Here is a 19,635-nt window from a genome sequence, read left to right as displayed (position 1 = left end):
TTACAAATCCCCCTCAATATGTATGATTCACACAATGCGAGTGCTTACAATAGTAAATTATAGGAAATAAATGAAGTTATGTCAAGTGAATTATACTAGGACTGTTATGTGGTTTGTTTTTTATTATACAAACATATTTTGGTGATGATGCGGATTTGTGCAAATCTATCGTTTGATGATTTAAAACAAAGTATGCTACGATGGTACCAGTTTATGGGTATCACTCCTGTATTTATAAGATTGAGGTAGAACAAGATTCCAAATAGGGTTGGGTGAGAAGATGCGTGGAAAAGTAACATTGCAGGAAATTGCGGACGCGGCGGGGGTTTCAAAGTTCGCCGTTTCGCGTGCATTGTCCGGCAAGCCCGGTGTAAGCGAGGAGACGAGGACGGTGCTGGTCAAGTTGGCTGCCCAGATGGGCTATTTTCGCAATCATGCAAAAGTGGCTGGGCTAGAGCCCCGGGACATGGATGCCAGAACATGGTCGGGCAATGTACTGGTATTATTTCCTAATATACGACACCAGAATAGAGAATCCAAATACTGGGGGCCTGTGTTTGAGGGGATCTCTGAACGTCTGAAACGCAAGGGTATGGATATGATCACGTTAACGGAGCCCTCGACTGAAGATATGTTTTCGTTGTTGAATCCGGAAGCGATCAAGGGGATTATCACAGTCGGGTCGATTACCACGTCGCTGCTGCTGAATATTTATCGGATGGATATTCCAGTCGTCATGGTCGATCATTGGGATTCTGCGTTTTTAAGCGATACGGTATTAATAGACAACCGCACATGCATGAGTGAATTAACGAAGGACTTGTTGTGCAGAGGTTATACACGCTTTCAATTTGTTGGTTGCATTGATGACGCTTACAGCTTCTATGAACGGTGGGAAGCTTTTCGCTCAACACTGGAAATGAGCGGGGTGGAATTACAGCAGAACAAGACTCTTCTTCACGGGGGAGTACAAGCTTTGGCTGAGAAACTGGACAGGCTGACTGAGGATGAGCTGCCAGAGGTGTTTGTATGCGCGAATGATGTGACGGCTGCCCAAACGGTGGATATGCTGAAACGGAAGGGAATAGACGTGCCCAGGCGCTGCGGGGTGACCGGTTTTGACGATACGAACGAACAAATGCCGATTTATGCCACGGTTCGAGTGGATAAGGAACTGCTGGGAATGCGTGCGGTTGATCAATTGTTATGGCGTATAACCAACCCGGATTCGCCTGTCGAAAAAAAGCTGCTGCACGCCGAGCTGGTTATACGGGAAGGCTACGCTCCGCGGATCATATTGGGAGAATGATAGGCATGAGCATCCAATCCGATATAGCTAATATCCGGCTATCATGGAAACTACGCCGAATATGTGTTAGAGATGAAGAGGTCGCTTTTAGCCTGTTTAGGGGGCATAAGCGACTTTTTTTGCCTGTGGGAAAATCGCACTGAGAAAAAAACGATTTGATTATTTTGTTAGCTTAATGTTATTTTTGTTATGTTCAAAGAGAAACCCAGATGTTCCCAATCATCCTTTACTAGGGAGGCTTGTGACAATGTTCAATGTGATAGGGCTGGATTGCTGGAGATTTAGGGAAGCGCAAAGTAATGAGTGGTTTAATGCGAAAGTGCCGGGTTGTGTACATACCGATCTATTACGGCTTGGCCAGATTCCTGATCCGTTTGCCGGTATGAACGAGGCGGAGGTACAGTGGATAGATAAGCAGGATTGGATATATGAAGCCCGCTTTGAAATCTATGCCAAACAGCTGCAATACCAATGTCTCGAATTGGTGCTGGAGGGGCTGGACACCTATGCGGACGTAAAAGTGAATGGGCAGCATGTGTTGTCGGCCAATAATATGTTTCGGCAATGGAGACGGGATGTGAAGCCATTTGTTCAAATAGGAGAAAATCGGCTGGAAATTTATTTCCGCTCCCCGGTTGCGGAGGATGTTCCCAAGCTGGAGGGGTTGGGCTATGCGCTTCCCGCACCAAATGATCAGTCCGAAGCTGGTGGCTTGGCCGATAAAAAGGTAAGCGTTTTCGCTCGCAAGGCCCCCTATCATTATGGCTGGGATTGGGGACCGAGATTGGTGACGAGCGGCATTTGGAGAGAGGGGCGGATCGAGGCCTGGTCTGGTATGGTCATGAGAGATTTGTTTATTCGACAGGATGAAGTCCATCCTGAAGAGGCCAGACTTACGGCGATAATAGAAATCGAAAATGCGGGTGAGGAGGCCGAGTCCGAGCTGCGCATATCCACGGAAAGCAAGGTGTGGTCCAAATTTGTCGAACTGCTGAAGGGAAAGCAAACAGTGGAGCTGGAACTGGATATGAGTAGGCCGAAGCTGTGGTGGTGCAGAGGGCTGGGAGAGCCGCATCTATATACATTTACAGCCGAACTTATAGAGCGGGGGCAAGGCGCTGTCATTGCAGACAAAAAGGTGAAAACAGGCTTGCGTTCGATCCGGCTTGTACGTGAACGGGATGCGGAGGGAGAGAGCTTTTACTTTGAGCTGAACGGAGTTCCGGTGTTTGTAAAGGGAGCTAACCATATTCCGAATGACAGCTTTGCCACCGAGGTTACGAAGGAACGATATCGGCATGAAATTGCCAGCGCGGCCGCTTCTCATATGAATATGCTGCGGGTTTGGGGCGGCGGTATTTATGAGCAAGATGTATTTTACGAGCTATGTGATGAAAACGGCTTGCTGGTGTGGCAAGATTTTATGTTCGCATGCAGCATGTATCCGGGGGATGAGGCTTTTTTTGAGAATGTGGCACAGGAGGCAGAAGACAACATCAAACGGCTGCGGAATCATCCCTGCATTGCGTTATGGTGTGGCAATAATGAGATTGATTCGGCATGGGCGCATTATGAGGAGAACGGAGGCTGGGGCTGGAAAAAAGATTACACGTCTGAGCAGCGGGAACGCTTGTGGGCTGATTATGAAACGCTGTTTCACCAGATCTTACCGGAGGCGGTGCGAACCTGGACCCCGGAAACGGCTTATTGGCCCTCCTCCCCGCTCATCGGCCTGACCGGGGATCGAAACCAGCATGCACATCCGTCCTCAAAGGCAGGAGATGTTCACTACTGGGGGGTGTGGCACGCATCGGAGCCGTTTGAGAATTATCATATACGTGTGGGACGTTTTATGAGTGAATACGGTTTTCAGTCTTTTCCTGAATACAAGTCTGTGCGTGCTTATGCAGAGGAGAAGGATTTGGGACTGGAATCTCCGGTTATGCTGGCTCATCAGAAGAACGGGGCAGGTAACCGCTTGATTACAGAATATATGAAACGGTATATGCGCGAACCCAAGGATTTTATATGTTTTCTTTCTATGAGCCAAATTTTACAGGCAGAAGCGATGAAAATGGCCATAGAGTCGCATCGTCGTCACAAGCCTTATTGTATGGGGACATTATATTGGCAAATGAATGATTGCTGGCCTGTCGCATCCTGGTCGAGTATGGACTATTTTGGCCGTTGGAAGGCTCTTCAATATGCGGCGAAGCGCAGCTTTGCCGACGTGCTGTTAAGCGTGACAGATACAGAGCAGGGGGATAAGGAGCTGCATCTCGTCAATGATACGCTGAAGCCGGTTGCAGGTACGCTGCGGCTGCTGCTTTTGCATATTCGCGATCGTCAATTGATCCGTGAAGAGGAGATTCAGGTAGAGCAGCAAGCAGGCGGCGCAGGAATCGTACATATACTGCCAACCGAGCAATGGTTGTCTGGCCTAGGCCGTGCGGAGCATATGCTGGTTGCACATCTGACACAACATGGCGAGCAGGTGGCCTCCTGTGAGGTTTATTTTGCAGATACAAAAGAGTTGGATTTACCGCCAGCGAATATTAAAGTAACGGAGGTGCAGGAAAGCAGGGGCAGCAGCTTTATGCTTTACTCGGATGTGCTTGCCAGACATGTGTGGCTGTCGGCTGAGCGGGAGGGCATTTTCAGCGATAACCATCTGGACCTGGCACCAGGTATTCCGAAAATCGTGGAATTTATGGCCCTGAACAACGACACCTCAACGTTTGAAACTGTTTCACCAGGTACACTGACAGTGCGATCACTGGCAGATTGGATACAAGGCGGATTTATCCCTAAATCACTAGAGTGAACGTTTTGATGTATCATTCAAATATGTCAGTCATCTGTTTAAAACTGAATTCGACATGAAGTTTGTTGATTTTTTGACATGGCTTCGTATGAATCACGCCCAGCAAATGCTGTGCAATACCACGGAGACGGTCAGCATATTGCGACACAGATTGGTTATGCCAATTCAATCACCTTTGGGCGGGTAGAGCAAGCCGGTTTATGAGCCGGAATTTAGTTTATTGCGGCACAGGGGTTCAAATGCCATATTTATGTCCATATCTTGAACCTACGGAAAAAACACAAAGTCCATCGGCTACATTACAAATGCTTAAAATCCGCAGGAACTCATGCGTGAACATCCAAAAGCCAAGCAGAGCGAATATGCTGAATGGCTTGTCGTGCCCCAAGGCCGAATATCTCAGATCACAAAATTATTATAGGTATCTCCCGGGTCCTCTCAAGGCTCAAACTTCAAAGTGGACCTGGTAGACGAAACAAAGAAAGCTTCAGACCGGATCGGCCTGAAGCTTCCAGCACATGACTCGTCTCTCAAAAAAATTTTGGATGTTTGATGGATCACTCTGGAGTTGAGGAGTAGATCATTTGGAGCCACTCTTTTTCTTGAAGAGTAAATTAGTAATTGATCCGAGTACAAAACTAGCAAGAAGAGCAATTAGCAATATCTTAATTATGGCCATATACATAGCTTCTGATGAGTCGATGATATTCAGAACTAATCCTAGCGACACAACTAAAAAGAAAATGATATAATCTTTTTTTCTAACTTTATTACCCATAAAATGAAATTACCTCGCTTTTTGTAAATAAACACATAGAAAAGGCTTTCAACTTCCAAGTTATTCATTTATAATGGCTATGTAACAAATTATACTAAATTGAAGGAAAAAATGGTGAAAAAATTTCTCTCTTCTCTCTGTTCTATGATTCTGCTTCTCTCATTTTCAACCCCCACCTTTGCATCCGACATCGAAAACCCGACTAACGCTGATCTTCAACAACGATCACAAAGTGTTGATGCAAATGACCCTGCTAAGTTAAAAGAAGCTTTAGCAGACGGATTAACAATTGATGAAACCCATCCCACTGCCACACACACTTTTGAAGATGGAAGCTACATACAATTAAGTGCTAACATTGATCAATTATCTTCCAAGGCTTCTTTTGCTACTGCTGTTTCTACTAGCTGGGCCACAGTATCCCTCAAAGCATATAGCGCTGTAACAGGAGACAATCTGCTTTTATGGACATATACTATGGATCAAGAATATCGATCTAACGGAAGTTCAATTACTTGGTATAACTCAGTTCCTTCCACTGGCTTCTATGTTCCATCCTGGAGCTTATGGAACTTAGACAGTGAAGTCGTAGGTGTTAACCAAAGTCCAGACGACCCCAGGGGAATCCGTGCTACATCTTCTATAAAGACTAGTTTTGGCATTTGGGAAGTTAATCCTCAACATCTGAATGGAAAACTAATTCTGAATATTTCCGGAAACGGAAGATATTCAGGTAGCGCTTACTTTACTTAAAACAAAGAGTCATTAATTCTAAAAAGCTGCTAAGCGGATTTTTCCTTAGCAGCTTTTTTTCTATAATCGTCCGTACTTACTCTTCTCGATCTCCCGGACTCCCACCATCACACACTACAGCGTTATCATATTACTTGGCTGGCATATATATAAAACCCGATAAACGGAAAACTAGTTTATTGTCAGTTTTCCTGCGGTCATGCATACTAAGGCACATCCCGGATCAACGGGGTCGGACTCATGCCAATGCATAATATGTCGCCAAATCCTTTTTATAAATGAAGTGGCGATGAACGGGAAAAAGCAGACAAAGGGGTGTTCAGGAATGAGAGGAAGTAAGGCCGGAGGAACATTGAAGAAACTGCGTCTGCTGCTTGCAGCTACAGTTGCACTGTCGGTTTAAAATAACATGCAATCCGAGCTGGCCAAACTGAGGGAGCCAGGGGAGTAAGAATTACGTCTGAAGGATTGAAGGCGGCGAGTGTCATTTTCTCCACGGTTTCGATTCTGCTCGTTTATCCGTGGCTGCAAAGGTATTTTGTATATGAAAAAGTATATCGTCGGTCGAGAGCTTATTAAGGAAATTCGCGAGCTCGGCTTAGCCGGGTGGAGCTGAATTATAACATTACCCGGGAAATGCTGATGACGATTGAGCCGATGATTGAACGGGGTGAGATCGGCATACTGAGACCTCATCGTTCCTGTCACTGCAGCATGGAGATACACGGTTGCTGGCAGTACAGGCTGCCTCCTATTTCTCGCCCGGGTTTGTACCGATGCAGGAACTGACAGCCCACGAAACGGGCTGGACACTGGCAGGTCATCAGGCCAAAGGCTACTATGGCCCTGTAGCGGCTTCGGATTTGCCACCCGCCTCGCAGGAGGAGGTCAGTCCTTGGTATCTGCTCTCGCATTACAAACGGCCGTTAACCCATGAACAGCGGCACGATCTACGGGCCGATGTGGGGCGTGAGAAGGGTGTATAGAGGCTTGTTTTCGCTCAGAGGGTCCGGCAGATTGCATGACGCAGATCAGTTTGTTTTTGGACGTGAGGGGAGTTTTACTGCGGAGAGTACAGGCTGGTGAATGAAATGACACGATGCTGGATGTCGCTTTTGCCTGAGCTTGAAGCCTGAAGTATATTTGTGTTTTCATATATACGGAGGTAGAGCGATTCCATTGAGCTTGAAGTCATTGTAGTGTACACTGTCCAGAACAGGTGTAATTGGAACGTCAGGAAAGCTGGACGGTTGCAAAGGAGGAAATTACATACATGTACGCCCGTTTAAGATCGTTAAATTATCCTGCAAAAGGGTATGTTTTTATCGTATTGGCCGTATGCTCAGTGATCAGCACTTTATGGATCATTAACGTGCGGTTGCCCTCAGGAGGGCACCCTTACTTTTTTATATGGTGGAATATGATGCTGGCCTGGATTCCCATGATTCTGACCCTGCTGCTGGATGTCATTCTTTGTTCCTGGAGAAGAGGAACGAGGACGCTGTTGCTTTGGGTGACGGGGGTGGCTTGGCTCTTGTTTTATCCCAACACCCCCTATTTAATTACAGATTTGCTGCATGTATTCGCCCAATATCCATACCTTGAGGAGCCACACTTCTGGGGAAATCCCTATTTCTGGGAACATGTATTAGGGATGCTGCTGGTCGCTTTCCTTGGGTTGACGATGGGCTTTGTATCGCTCGAGTCCATACGGCAGCTAGTACAGCGCGCACGCGGCGGGCTTGTTAGCTGGCTGTTTGTAGTGGTGGTTCTTTTGTTGAGCAGTCTGGGTATATACATCGGCCGCTTTTTTCGAGGAAATACATGGGATATTGTGTCCGCGCCTTCTCAATTGTATGCACAGGTGTCTTCCATCTGGGTGGACTCCTTGCAGCGGGCTCACTTTGTAGAGTTTAGCGGACTGATTTTCGTCATATTGCTGGTCAGCTATATGTCCGCGATGAGCATCATCTGGATGGGCAACATCTGCCGGAACGACTGGCGCAGCCGGTAATGTTAATACGGCTAGCTGTTGCTATGGATATTTTAAAATGTAAAGCAAAGGAGGAACAGCTCCCATGAACGGACAAAATCGATCTGAAATCCGCGCTGGTCTTCAAGTCGACATTGTACTTAAAAAGGATCAGCCTACCGGCAAGCTGACGCGAGGAATAGTCAAGGATATTTTGACCAATTCTCCGCGCCATCCGCACGGGATCAAAGTGCGTTTGACAGACGGACAGGTTGGTCGAGTCAAACATATCGTAACGGAAGAAGGGTAGACCTTCGGCTGTAAGGAGGGATGACGTATCAGTCAGGCAAAGATAAGCTGCAAAAATGATCGCTATCCGCTTGTTTTACTTGTATTGCTGGTGCTTGCACTCATTTGGTCCTGGATTCGTCCGGCGGATTATTTTACCTGGATACTGGAGGTTCTCCCGGCTGTATTGGGAGCCGGGCTGCTGGTCGCTATTTACCGGCGGTTCCGGTTTACCAACCTGGTGTACACCCTGATCTGGCTGCATGCACTGATTTTGATTATCGGCGGACACTATACTTATGCTGAAATGCCGCTGTTCAACTGGATTCGTGATACATTCGAACTGGAGCGCAATTATTATGATCGGCTCGGGCATTTTGCCCAAGGCTTTGTGCCTGCGCTCATTGTCAGGGAAGTGCTGCTGCGTAAAACGACCTTGGGAAGCGGCGGCTGGCTTACGTTCCTCACGGTTAGTGTGTGTCTTGCGATCAGTGCTGCATACGAACTGATTGAGTTCGCGGTAGCCAAGGCAACGGGAACGGCAGCAGAAGCTTTTTTGGGGACACAGGGTGATGTGTGGGATACCCAATGGGATATGCTGCTCGCGTTGCTCGGTGCCCTGACAGCCGTGATATGGTTGAGCGGGGTACATAACAAGCTGCTTAAGCAGCTTAAGCATTAGTAAACCGCAGCTTTTAAGGGTTACATCCGTGTCATGGGGCGGATGTTGAGCTGAGGGTAGCTGTATCCATATAGCCGTCCAGCAGCCGCTCAAAAATACGATCCCATGTCTGCTCCAGACTGTAGGCTCTGCCCGTATGATCATGGAGCGGCGCAGCGGGGCATCCTCGTACAAAATCTGTACAGCTTCTGCGAAGCGGCAGCGTCTCCAGCAGGGCACAATTGACCCGTTGTCCTGTGAATTAGATTATCTTTGACCCCGCCTTCATTGGCACCGACCACGGCTGTACCGCTTGCCATTTCAGGGGAGTCCGCTTGGAGGCTCCGGCTTTCATGGTGCCATGATTTTGTTTGCGCGCTTGCCGGTTTTTGTAAAAGCTGACCTGCGAATGGCTGGGATCAGCCACAGCCGTACAGATTTTGTAAATATTCCTTATCTCCGATGGTTCTGGGTAATAATAAGGCATGGACTTTGTCTTGTATTTTCATTATAGTAATTCGGTATGAATAAATTTGAAGGGTAAGGAGGAGGGATGGCTTTGGCTTTTGGAGCACGGGTGTTAAAAACGGGAATCGCGGTGACGCTCGCCCTTTTTCTGAGTATGCTTTTGAACACCCATTCGCCTGCGGGAGCAGCGATAGCCGCTATTTTTGCCATGCAGCCGTCGATATACAGGTCGTGGCGTTATTTTCTGGATCAACTCCAAACAAGCACACTAGGGGCAATTATGGCGTTGCTGGGCGGAATGGTATTTTCAAATGAACCGATTGCGGTCGGATTGGTATGTGTACTGGTCCTTATGATATGTTTGAAACTAAATATGGCAGATACGGTTGGATTAACACTGGTTACCGTTGTTTCGGTAATGGAGGCGTCAGGGGACTGGAAATTTGCGGTGACCCGTTTTGTGCTTACCTTAATCGGGATCATTTCTGCTTTTGTTATTAATATTACGGTGTTTCCCCCGAAACCAAAACAGCAGTTTATCAGTCAGATTCAAATTGTTTTTAACAGCATGTCCTTATTGCTGCGTACTGCTATTTCCGATGAAATTAAAGAATCTGTCTTTAGAGAGGAAAAAGGGAAGCTGGAGGGTGCGATTAAGTCGCTGTCAGATAAGTACCATTTGTTCGAGGAAGAGCAGAAGAAGCTTAAGCGCTCCCGGTTCAGTCAGACAAGACAGATGGTGGTATACAAGCAAATGCTCGAAAGCTTGCACAAAGGCGGCGAGGTACTGGATGCGGTGGAAAAGCACTACTTTCAGTCTGTACGACCAGATGGAACCGATAGGTTTTTTGATGATCATCTGGAACTGCTGATCCGGTTCCACGAGCATGCATTACTGAAATTCGAAAATAAGCTCAAACCGAACGAGGACGAGTGTGAACTGTTCCAGCAGGCGAACGATGAATTTATGAAGCATGCGATTACACGTTTTGACCATTGCCAGGAGGGAATGCTGCGTCTCTCCATTGTCGCTGCGGCCATGTACGACTATGGTCATCAGCTGGAGCGGCTGAGCAGGCTGGCCGATCATATTCATCCTGTAGAAGAGAGCAAATAGAATAAACCCAAAATGAAAAGCGACCGTAGGCATCCATTAGATGACGGTCGCTTTATTATGTAATGAATCCAGGTATCGAAGAAAAGACTATATCGTGCGTATCAGTGCGTATTAATGCGTACAAGAACAACATACAGCAAAGAGAATGTACAAAAAAAGCCCGCTGGTTGCGAACAGGGACTGAACTTGCTACAATAGAGAATGCTATGTTTAAGGATAAAAACATGATTTTTAGATTGCCTACTACATTCCTTTTTAAAGGATAACATACTTCAAAGGAAAAGTCAATTTTTATTGGATCAGGCGGATCGCAGGCGCCCGGGTCCATAATCATGCATAGTTTGACGCAAGGGAGCCCTGCGCGGAGCAGCAGGAGGAAACGAACAGGAGTGGTATCAGTGACTACCGAGCAGCAATGGAATGAGGAGCAACAAAGAGTAGAAGATGTGACCGCAGTAATCAGCGGACGTATTCGGAGGCTGGAGAGCGAGGTTGGCTCTGTGCGCGGAGATGTCGTAGATATGCGTAAAGGTTTCTGGGATGAGGTAACGATCAATTTCAGTGAAGCGGATGATGTGGGCGAGACGTCCACCAGCTTGCGCCAGCAGTCTGAGATTTTGTCTGAACGGGAGCGCAGACACAAGCATTCTACTGAGGCGTTAGGCCGATTGAGAAAGCTGCTTGAATCCCCGTATTTTGCACGTATTGATTTTGCTGAGCAAGGTCAGGACGCGGAACGTATTTATCTGGGGATTGCTTCCCTGCTGGATCAGCAGGACGAGGAGTTTTTGATCTACGACTGGCGCGCGACTATTTCCAATCTTTACTATGATCATATGCCGGGCCCCGCTGCTTACAAGACCCCGGGAGGGGAAATAGAAGGAGAGCTGACGCTCAAGCGTCAATTCTCGATTCGCCATGGACAGATTCGTTTTATGTTCGATACAGGGGTAACGATTGGAGACGAGCTTCTTCAGGCGGTACTCAGCCGCAGCTCGGATGCCCAAATGAAGAGTATCGTCGCCACCATTCAAAAGGAGCAGAATCGCATCATCCGTGATGATCGAAGCCGAATGCTGATTGTGCAGGGAGCGGCCGGGAGCGGTAAAACATCCGCTGCGCTTCAGCGAGTGGCGTACCTGCTGTATAAGTACCGTGATCGCTTGAGTGCGGATCAGGTTGTGCTGTTTTCGCCCAATCCGATGTTTAACAGCTATGTTTCGACGGTATTGCCTGAACTGGGTGAGGAAAATATGCAGCAGGCTACTTTTCAGGAATACTTAGAGCGGCGATTGGGCCGGGAGTTTCAGCTGGAAGATCCCTTTGAGCAGCTCGAATATGTGCTTTCGGCATCGTCACAGCCCGGATATGAAGCCAGATTGGAAGGTATCCGCTTTAAGTCTTCCAAGACGTTTTTGCATGTAATTACAGGCTACAAGGCATATTTGGAACAGGAGGGCATGCGTTTTAAGCCCGTTCGCTTTCAGGGGCGCGAGGTGATTACGGCAGAGCAAATGATCCGCAGGTTTTATGAATTTGACCCTGCGGTACGACTGGCAAATCGGCTGGAGCTGTTGAGGGACTGGATGCTCAAGGAGCTGGCCCGCTTCGGCAAGGAAGAATGCTCCGCCCCTTGGGTGGATCAGCAGATGGATTTGATGGAGCCGGAGGATTATCAGCGGGCATATCATCGCATGCGCCGCAAATCGAAGAACAAGGGCGATACGTTCGACGACTTTACACGCGAGCGGGAAATATTGGCGCGCATGGTGGTCAGTGACCGCTTGAAGCCTTTACGCAAATGGATCAAGGCGCTTCGCTTTGTGGATACCACCCGTCTATACAGTGAGCTGTTCCTGAATGAGACGCTGTTAAGCCAACTGGCAGAGCATACAGAGCTGCCGCGCGAATGGCACGAGATTAGCCGGCAAACGCTGGGGCGAATCCAGGCCGGGGAGCTGGCGTATGAGGATGTGACGCCTTTTTTATACCTGCGTGAGCTGATGCTGGGCTTCCGTTCCAACAGCAACATCCGTCACGTGTTTATCGATGAGGCGCAGGACTATTCAGCTTTCCAGCTGACTTTTTTCAAACATTTGTTTCCACAGGCCAAAATGACGGCATTGGGCGATTTTAATCAGGCGATTTATGCCCACGCCTCGGTGCTGCAGGATGCAGAGCCATTGTATGATCTGTATGGAACAGAACAAACCGAGCTGATTTCCCTGACACGCAGCTATCGCTCCACACAGGAAATTGTGGAGTTCACACGGGGGATGGTGGTTGGGGGCGAGCATATCATCCCGTTCAACCGAAAGGGGGAAAAACCTCGTGTAACCGAGGTGCCAACACGTGAAAAATTGCATCAACGGATTGCCGGGAATATCGCTGAATTGTTGGCGGAGGGCTACGAATCCATCGCGGTAATCTGCAAAAATGCGGATGAAAGTGCAGCAGCCTACGAAGCGCTGGAAGGAATGCTGCCAGCGAAGCCAAAATGGATCAAGAAAACAACCCCTGCCTTTGAAAAGGGGATTCATATCATCCCGGCCTATCTGGCGAAAGGCGTGGAGTTTGATGCCGTTCTGATCTATGACGGCTCGGCAGAGCAATATCGGCGTGAGAGTGAACGCAAGCTGTTCTATACCGCCTGTACACGGGCGATGCATTTGCTGCATGTCTATACACTGGGCGAGATTACGCCTTTTGTAAGCTCACAGGAATCGAGCACGTATATCTATACGTTGGAAAAAGGCAAGTGAGCCCGTTCTGTAAGGAAGGTTGTTGGTCATTTGTCAGGATAAATCCTGTAAAATACGACGCGAAGCCTGGCCTCATCCAGCACTGACTGGAATTATTGGGCGTATTCCAGTAACATAAGCAAATAAGCAAAACTGGCAAGAAGCAAAAACGGAGGTTGCAAACGTAATGGACATGAAGAGTGTATTTCAACGCCCGCTGCTGGCGGACTGTGTACCTGAGCTGGTAGCTACAGCTAGAGGGGAGCGCAAGGCAACGCTGGTTATCCGCGGAGGAACGCTGGTCAATGTAGTATCGGGCGAGCTGTTACCGGACATGTCTATTGCTGTGCAAGGTTCTCGTATCGCATATGTGGGCCGGGACGTCAGTCATACGATCGGTGAGGGCACCGTAATCATTGAAGCAGAAGGCCGTTATATGGCTCCCGGATTGCTGGACGGACACTGCCACATCGAAAGCACGCAGCTTACCGTAACCGAGTTCGCAAAGGCTGTACTGCCACTTGGCGTGACGGGCGGCTTTTTTGACCCGCATGAAATTTCCAATGTGCTCGGTCTAAAAGGGCTTCGTCTGATGCTGGACGAAGCCCGCACGACACCGCTGGCTGCCTACATGCAGGTGGCTTCATGCGTGCCGTCCACCGGACCGGAGCTGGAAACGACAGGTGCCTCCTTCGGCCCGGCGGAAGTCGCTGAGGCCTTAAGCTGGGGCCCGGATATGATCGGGCTGGGCGAGGTCATGAATTTCCCGGGCGTCGTCTATGGAGACGATGTGATGATCGGGGAAATTCAGGCCACGCTGCGCGCGGGCAAGGTGGCGGACGGCCATTTTACATGGGCCTCAGATGATTGGCGGCTGCCGGTCTATGCAGCCGCGGGAATTACGGGCGATCACGAATGTGTCACGCCCGAGGATGTGGCCGAGCGTATCCGGCTCGGCATGTATGCCAAAATGCGGCAGGGCTCCGCATGGCATGATGTAGCCGAGACGATTCGCGCCAGCACGGAAATGGGGCTTGATACGCGCCGCATGATGCTGGTGACGGATGATCGCAGCGCGGAATCCCTGCTCCATGAGGGGCAGATGGATTTTGTTGTACGTCACGCCATCGCGCAGGGCGTTAGGCCGGTGACTGCGTTTCAGATGGCTACGCTGAATACGGCAGAGCGCTTCGGCGTAGCCCGGGACGTCGGCTCGATCGTCCCGGGGGCGATTGCTGATATTATTTTGCTGGATGGCCGACTGGCCGAAGTGAACGTTACGGCCACCATCGCAGCGGGTCAGCTCGTAGCCGAGCACCGCCAGATGGTTGCTGATTGGGAGAGCTTTGTGTACCCTGCGGAAGTGATGGATACGGTCCGTCTGGGGCGCGAGCTGAGTACTGCGGATTTCCGCATTACAGCTCCAGTCTTGGAGGGAAATGTACCTGTACGGGTGATTCGTGTTACGGAAAACCACGTGGATACGAAGGAAGTACGGATGACCGTTCCCGTTCAAGGAGGGGAAGTCCAGGCAGATCCTGCACAGGATTTGTGCAAAATAGCCGTTTTCGAGCGGCATCACGCCAGCGGCGACCACGCGGTGGCACTTGTGACCGGCGTTGGCTTCACCGAGCCGGCCGCGATAGCCATGACCGTGGCGCATGACAGCCACAACCTGCTTGTCATTGGCAATGATGACGAGCTTATGACCCGGGCGGCGAAGCAGGCTGTCGACTTGCGTGGCGGCGTGGTCGTCGTATCCGCCTCGGGCGAGACGCGCTTCCCGCTGCCGATCGCGGGGCTGATGTCGCCAGCCCCGTTTGCTGAGGTGGCTGCGCAGTCCGAGAGCATCAGTCGGGCTCTTCAGCAATCCGGCTGCATGCTGAACAACGCGCTGATGACACTGTCGCTGCTCGCGCTCGTCGTCATCCCCGAAATCCGCTTGTCCGACCAGGGGCTGGCCGTAATTGGAGCGGACGGCATCCGCAAAGTGTCTCTTTTCGTGGAAGAGGATGCTGCGGAAGCCTGATCGAATACGCTTTGCGGGGGTTGTCCCAACATGGTCTGTTAAGATCTGAGGGATAGCCCCTGTTTTCTTTATAAAAGGTTATCTTTGATTCCTTATCAAGCCTCGATTACCGAGGAAGATTTGGACAGGTGAAGCCTCAACCTTTACGATCGAAGCTATGGAAGATTCGGTTGTCATTGAAATTCCCTAAATCGTATTGGGGGAGCTTATGAATACAAGCCATATGTGGGAAAGATTCGTGCGCAAAAGTGTAGAAAGACTTTATATTCGAAAAGAGGAACGGGAACGCGAATTATTGTATCTTTCTGCTAAGGAGCGTTATCATGCTTTTCTTCTCAAATACCCCGGATTTCTCCCCTGATTATATGTTTAATTCAAGAAATCCGGGGGCGATGGGAAGCACCATCTGTCTGCGGAGTGGCACGATAGGTAACTTTTAAATTCACCTTTTACCTTTTTGCGCTGACTTCATTCATGTCCGTTACATAGGGGGCTACTGTAAATGCCTGATCCGTTTCGTGCTGCTTGCGGTATTGCGAAGGGGTCAGACCATTCCATTTTTTAAAGGTCGCGATAAAATAGCTCAAATTGTCAAAGCCAACGTCCAGTGCAATATCGACCACCTTGCGGTCGCTTTGCTCAAGCAGTCTGCAAGCCTTTTGAACCCGTTGATAATTGATGTATTCAACCGGACTTTTCTGCACCATCTGCTTGAAGAAACGGCAAAAATACCCTTCACTCATCCCGATTTCATCGGCGATCTCCCGCAAGCGAATAGGTTCATGGGCATGAGTGTTGATGTACGCCAGCGCTTTTTTGATCCGTTCAACCTTATTGCGTTGACCTGCCATGATGACATCCTCTCCGTTAGCTGGCCTCATATGCGGATATAAGCTGGCGATCATGCTGTAAAGCTGTGCTTTGGTCGTCAGCTCACGGGCAGGTGTATTTTGCTCATGGCTGGAGATGATGCGCCGCAACGCAGTCAGCACCTCCTGTTCCCAGGGCTTTACCCCGCGAATGTGGGGGGGAGGGACGAGCTTTTTACTGATAAAGGGGTCAATGAACTGTGTCTGCACTGTATCCTGTGTACGGCTGTGCAACAAGTCAGGGTGAAATACCACAGCAGAAAATACGCAGCGCGGACTGTTTTTCAAATATCCGGCGTGAAGCTCACCGCTATTGACAAAAAGGGCCTCGTCTTCATGAACCTCCGTATATACCATATCTGTTTGAAATACAGCGCTGCCCTGCTCCACGACAATAAACTCCATCTCCTCATGCCAATGGGACTCCAGCACACTGTTTCCGTTTAACTGTTCTACGCTCGGATATACACTGACCGGATACATCGGATTGCCGTGTATGCGGTTTTCCCGCAGCATTTCCCTTTTCAATTCCAGCCCTCCTGTTCTGTTCATGGATTTATCATGAAAATATCAAAATATTGATACAATACGTCAAAATAAAAGAAGTAAACCCTTACATAAATCAATATTATTATAGTAAGGATTTCGAAAAAATCCAACAAGCGATTTGGAGCCACGAATATAAAGATGGAGACGGAGGAAAAAACAGATGAAATTCACAGATGGCTATTGGCTGGTTCGAAAGGGCTATCAAATACAAAATCCGGTTGAAATCCGTGATATTGTGACGGACGATGCTTCCATGACGGTATATGCGGCCACCCACCGGATCGAGCATAAAGGAGATACACTTAATGGAGCGCTGCTCAAAGCGACCTACAGCTCGCCTATGCCGAATGTCATTCAGGTGCGTCTGTACCATCATAAGGGGCGGGTGCATCATGGACCGGATTTTGACATTCATACGCTGCCGACAGAAGTAGACATAACTGTGGGTGAGGAAGCAGCAGTGCTGACAAGCGGAGATTTGAGCGTGCGGGTAGCACGTGGAAAGGGTTGGGACGTAGGCTTTTATGTGAAGGATCGTAAAATCACAGGCAGCGGATATCGAGGTGCCGGATACATTACAGACCCGCAAGATGAGCCTTTTTTTCGGGAACAGCTGGAACTTGGAATCGGGGAGTATATCTATGGCCTTGGGGAGCGCTTTACTCCGTTCGTGAAAAATGGGCAAGTGGTCGATATCTGGAATGAAGACGGCGGCACCAGCAGTGAGCAGGCGTACAAAAATATTCCATTTTATTTGTCCAACAAAGGGTACGGCGTATTTGTAAACCACTCGGAAAAGGTATCGTATGAGATTGCATCGGAAAATGTATCAAAGGTGCAGTTTAGCGTCTCCGGCGAGTCATTGGAGTATTTTATGATCGGCGGAGCGGATCCTAAAGAGGTCCTGGATAATTATACCAAGCTGACAGGCAAACCTGCTTTGCCGCCAGCCTGGACCTTCGGTTTGTGGCTGACCACCTCGTTTACGACCGATTATGATGAGGCGACGGTGAACCATTTTGTGGACGGAATGGCTGAGCGCGATTTGCCGCTCTCGGTGTTCCATTTTGACTGCTTCTGGATGAAGGAATACCAATGGTGTGATTTCCAGTGGGATCGGGATATGTTCCCGGACCCGGAAGCCATGCTGAAAAGATTAAAAGCAAAAGGCCTCAAAATATGTGCATGGATCAATCCGTATATTGCGGAAAAATCCATCCTGTTCGATGAAGGCATGAAGAACGGATATCTGGTCAAAACCGGCGACGGCAGTGTGTGGCAGTTGGATATGTGGCAAGCAGGGATGGGACTGGTTGATTTTACGAATCCGGCGGCTGTGGCCTGGTATCAGGACAAGCTGAAGGTGCTGGTGGATCAGGGCGTGGATTGCTTCAAAACCGATTTTGGCGAACGTATTCCTACGGATGTCGTCTATTATGACGGCTCGGACCCGGTGAAAATGCATAACTATTACACCTATTTGTACAACAAGGCTGTATTTGAGGTGCTGGAGGAAAAGTTGGGTAAAAACGAAGCGGCGTTATTTGCCCGCTCTGCTACAGCCGGAGGACAGCAGTTTCCGGTCCACTGGGGTGGCGACTGCTCATCGACGTATGAGTCAATGGCAGAATCACTGCGGGGTGGCTTATCGCTCGGCTTGAGCGGCTTTGGCTTCTGGAGCCATGATATTAGCGGGTTTGAATCAACGGCCGCGCCGGATGTGTACAAACGGTGGGTACAATTCGGACTTTTATCGTCCCACAGTCGTCTGCACGGAAATGAATCGTATCGCGTGCCTTGGCTGTTCGATGAAGAATCGGTTGATGTGGTGCGCAGCTTCACGAAGCTTAAATGCTCATTGATGCCATACCTGTACTCGTCGGCTGTGGAGTCCTCGGTCAAGGGATTGCCGATGATGCGCGCCATGGTGTTGGAATTCCCGCAGGACCCAACCTGTGCAACACTGGATCTGCAGTATATGCTCGGAGATTCAATTCTGGTGGCACCAATCTTCAATAAACAAGGAGATGTGCGGTATTACGTACCAGACGGCCAATGGACGAACCTGTTAACGAATGAACGTGTAACGGGAGGACGCTGGACCAGCGAGCATCATGATTTTATGACCCTGCCTGTGCTTGTGAAGCCGAATACGCTGCTTGCGATCGGTCATGAGGACAGCCGTCCGGATTATGATTATGCGGACCAAGTGGCACTGCATTTATTTGAGCTCGGTGAGGGACAGCAGGCTCGAACCGCTATCGTAAATACGTCAGGCCAGGAAGAACTGACGGTCACCGCCAGCCGCAAGGAGTCGGTCATTACGGTGAAGGCAGAGGGTACCGTTCAGCCTTGGTCGTTAGTGTTGCGCGGCATCCACGAGGCTGTTCAAGTGCAAGGCGGCACCAGCCAGTCAGGGGAACAGGGTGTAATTATTACACCAGCCTCCACCGGACAGCAGCAGCTTGTCATTCACTTGGGCTAGGTAAGGCGGTTGCACATGCACATAGCTGGAAATTGGTTTTGATATCGCGTTGTATTGCGGAAAAGGGCTTGCCTGATTACAGAGGCAGGTCCTTTTTGATGCAGGTTTACGGCTGAAGCAGCAGCGGTATTACATACTGGCGGAAAAATATCGACAGGTGGCTGTTTCTTTTTGAATCGATCAGCCGTAACAACGACGACCATGTCAAACGACGGAATGACCACAATATATTGACCGCCAAAGCCAAGTGCGTAATAATAATCCGTTTCCGTGTTATTTCCTGTTTCGTATAAAAAGGAAGAGCTCCACCAGTGCCAGCCGTAAAATGCTTTTTGCGGCTTGGCGGCCGGAAGGAATGGATGGATGAAAGAGCGGATCGTCTCCTTTTGGATCAACTGCCGTTCTTTCCACCCGCCTTCATTTAGATACAGCCGCCCGAATTTGAGCTAGCTTGTAATACCAAGCGGCTGGAATAATTGCTGCTCTGCAAATTGAGCCACCGTTTGTCCAGAGGCATACAAATTGCACCCAGTCCGACGTTTTGCTCATGGCCGGAAAAGAATTTTGTCCGCCAAATTCTGTCCAGCTAAAACCGGCCCGACATCGTTAGCAGATGCTTAATCGTAATATCACGCTTTCGAGGATTGCAATCCTCAGACAATTGTTCAGTTCATGAATAAGCGGTATGTTTCCAAACTTTTCATGCGGATCCTTCTTAAAGGCTTCAGAAAACTGCGGAATTAAACGATATATTATAAGTTGGACATTTTAATCAGACATAATTGGAGGACC

The 19,635-nt window shown here is 49.1% G+C and carries 13 protein-coding genes and 3 pseudogenes; 14 read left to right on the top strand and 2 right to left on the bottom strand.

Annotation, left to right across the window (positions count from 1 at the left end; translation table 11 throughout):
• The first annotated feature begins 280 nt into the window (after window positions 1-280).
• From JO375_RS19310 to JO375_RS19250, 13 genes and pseudogenes are all read left to right on the top strand, one after another.
• On the top strand, window positions 281-1,309 hold the full coding sequence (locus tag JO375_RS19310; protein WP_229525988.1) for a LacI family DNA-binding transcriptional regulator: 1,029 nt from the start codon (window positions 281-283) through the stop codon (window positions 1,307-1,309).
• Between the two features lie 247 nt (window positions 1,310-1,556).
• Window positions 1,557-4,133 carry a beta-mannosidase gene (locus JO375_RS19305; protein ID WP_229525987.1) on the top strand — a complete coding sequence of 859 codons (2,577 nt, stop codon included), beginning with the start codon at window positions 1,557-1,559 and terminating at the stop codon, window positions 4,131-4,133.
• A 78-nt stretch (window positions 4,134-4,211) separates the two neighbouring features.
• Window positions 4,212-4,337, top strand: a complete 126-nt coding sequence (locus tag JO375_RS24635) for a hypothetical protein (protein WP_267497813.1) — start codon at window positions 4,212-4,214, stop codon at window positions 4,335-4,337.
• 685 nt (window positions 4,338-5,022) lie between these two features.
• The gene (locus tag JO375_RS19295) at window positions 5,023-5,664 is read left to right on the top strand and encodes a hypothetical protein (RefSeq protein WP_229525986.1); all 642 of its coding nucleotides are present in this window, start codon (window positions 5,023-5,025) and stop codon (window positions 5,662-5,664) included.
• Between the two features lie 544 nt (window positions 5,665-6,208).
• A pseudogene (locus JO375_RS19290) lies at window positions 6,209-6,366 on the top strand (sugar phosphate isomerase/epimerase); the annotation flags it as partial.
• A 26-nt stretch (window positions 6,367-6,392) separates the two neighbouring features.
• Window positions 6,393-6,650 carry a hypothetical protein gene (locus JO375_RS19285; protein ID WP_229526926.1) on the top strand — a complete coding sequence of 86 codons (258 nt, stop codon included), beginning with the start codon at window positions 6,393-6,395 and terminating at the stop codon, window positions 6,648-6,650.
• Window positions 6,651-6,937: 287 nt separating this feature from the next.
• Window positions 6,938-7,678 carry a DUF1361 domain-containing protein gene (locus JO375_RS19280; RefSeq protein WP_229525985.1) on the top strand — a complete coding sequence of 247 codons (741 nt, stop codon included), beginning with the start codon at window positions 6,938-6,940 and terminating at the stop codon, window positions 7,676-7,678.
• 64 nt (window positions 7,679-7,742) lie between these two features.
• The gene (locus tag JO375_RS19275) at window positions 7,743-7,946 is read left to right on the top strand and encodes a YwbE family protein (protein ID WP_229525984.1); all 204 of its coding nucleotides are present in this window, start codon (window positions 7,743-7,745) and stop codon (window positions 7,944-7,946) included.
• A 27-nt stretch (window positions 7,947-7,973) separates the two neighbouring features.
• Complete coding sequence (locus JO375_RS19270; protein ID WP_229526879.1) at window positions 7,974-8,606, top strand: DUF2238 domain-containing protein; 633 nt, start codon at window positions 7,974-7,976, stop codon at window positions 8,604-8,606.
• Between the two features lie 538 nt (window positions 8,607-9,144).
• Entirely contained in the window at window positions 9,145-10,170 is a 1,026-nt protein-coding gene (locus JO375_RS19265) for an FUSC family protein (protein WP_377570035.1), read from the top strand.
• Between the two features lie 398 nt (window positions 10,171-10,568).
• A complete protein-coding gene (helD, locus tag JO375_RS19260; protein WP_229525982.1) occupies window positions 10,569-12,932 on the top strand; it encodes an RNA polymerase recycling motor HelD in 2,364 nt (787 codons plus the stop codon).
• Window positions 12,933-13,098: 166 nt separating this feature from the next.
• Window positions 13,099-14,940 (top strand): adenine deaminase, encoded by a 1,842-nt coding sequence (locus JO375_RS19255; protein WP_229525981.1) that lies wholly within the window; start codon window positions 13,099-13,101, stop codon window positions 14,938-14,940.
• Window positions 14,941-15,070: 130 nt separating this feature from the next.
• Window positions 15,071-15,289, top strand: a pseudogene (locus JO375_RS19250) (Crp/Fnr family transcriptional regulator); the annotation flags it as partial.
• Window positions 15,290-15,389: 100 nt separating this feature from the next.
• On the opposite strand, the gene JO375_RS19245 reads toward JO375_RS19250, so the two are convergent.
• Complete coding sequence (locus JO375_RS19245) at window positions 15,390-16,337, bottom strand: AraC family transcriptional regulator (protein WP_229525980.1); 948 nt, start codon at window positions 16,335-16,337, stop codon at window positions 15,390-15,392.
• A 181-nt stretch (window positions 16,338-16,518) separates the two neighbouring features.
• Here JO375_RS19245 and yicI point away from each other — a divergent pair, with 181 nt between their 5' ends.
• The gene (gene yicI, locus JO375_RS19240) at window positions 16,519-18,843 is read left to right on the top strand and encodes an alpha-xylosidase (RefSeq protein ID WP_229525979.1); all 2,325 of its coding nucleotides are present in this window, start codon (window positions 16,519-16,521) and stop codon (window positions 18,841-18,843) included.
• A gap of 106 nt (window positions 18,844-18,949) precedes the next feature.
• Here the strand turns inward: yicI and JO375_RS19235 are convergent.
• A pseudogene (locus JO375_RS19235) lies at window positions 18,950-19,507 on the bottom strand (serine hydrolase domain-containing protein); the annotation flags it as partial.
• Window positions 19,508-19,635 lie beyond the last annotated feature (128 nt).

This window comes from Paenibacillus farraposensis, assembly GCF_020736845.1.
Classification (GTDB): domain Bacteria; phylum Bacillota; class Bacilli; order Paenibacillales; family Paenibacillaceae; genus Paenibacillus; species Paenibacillus farraposensis.
This window is presented reverse-complemented; position numbering and strand designations above follow the sequence as displayed.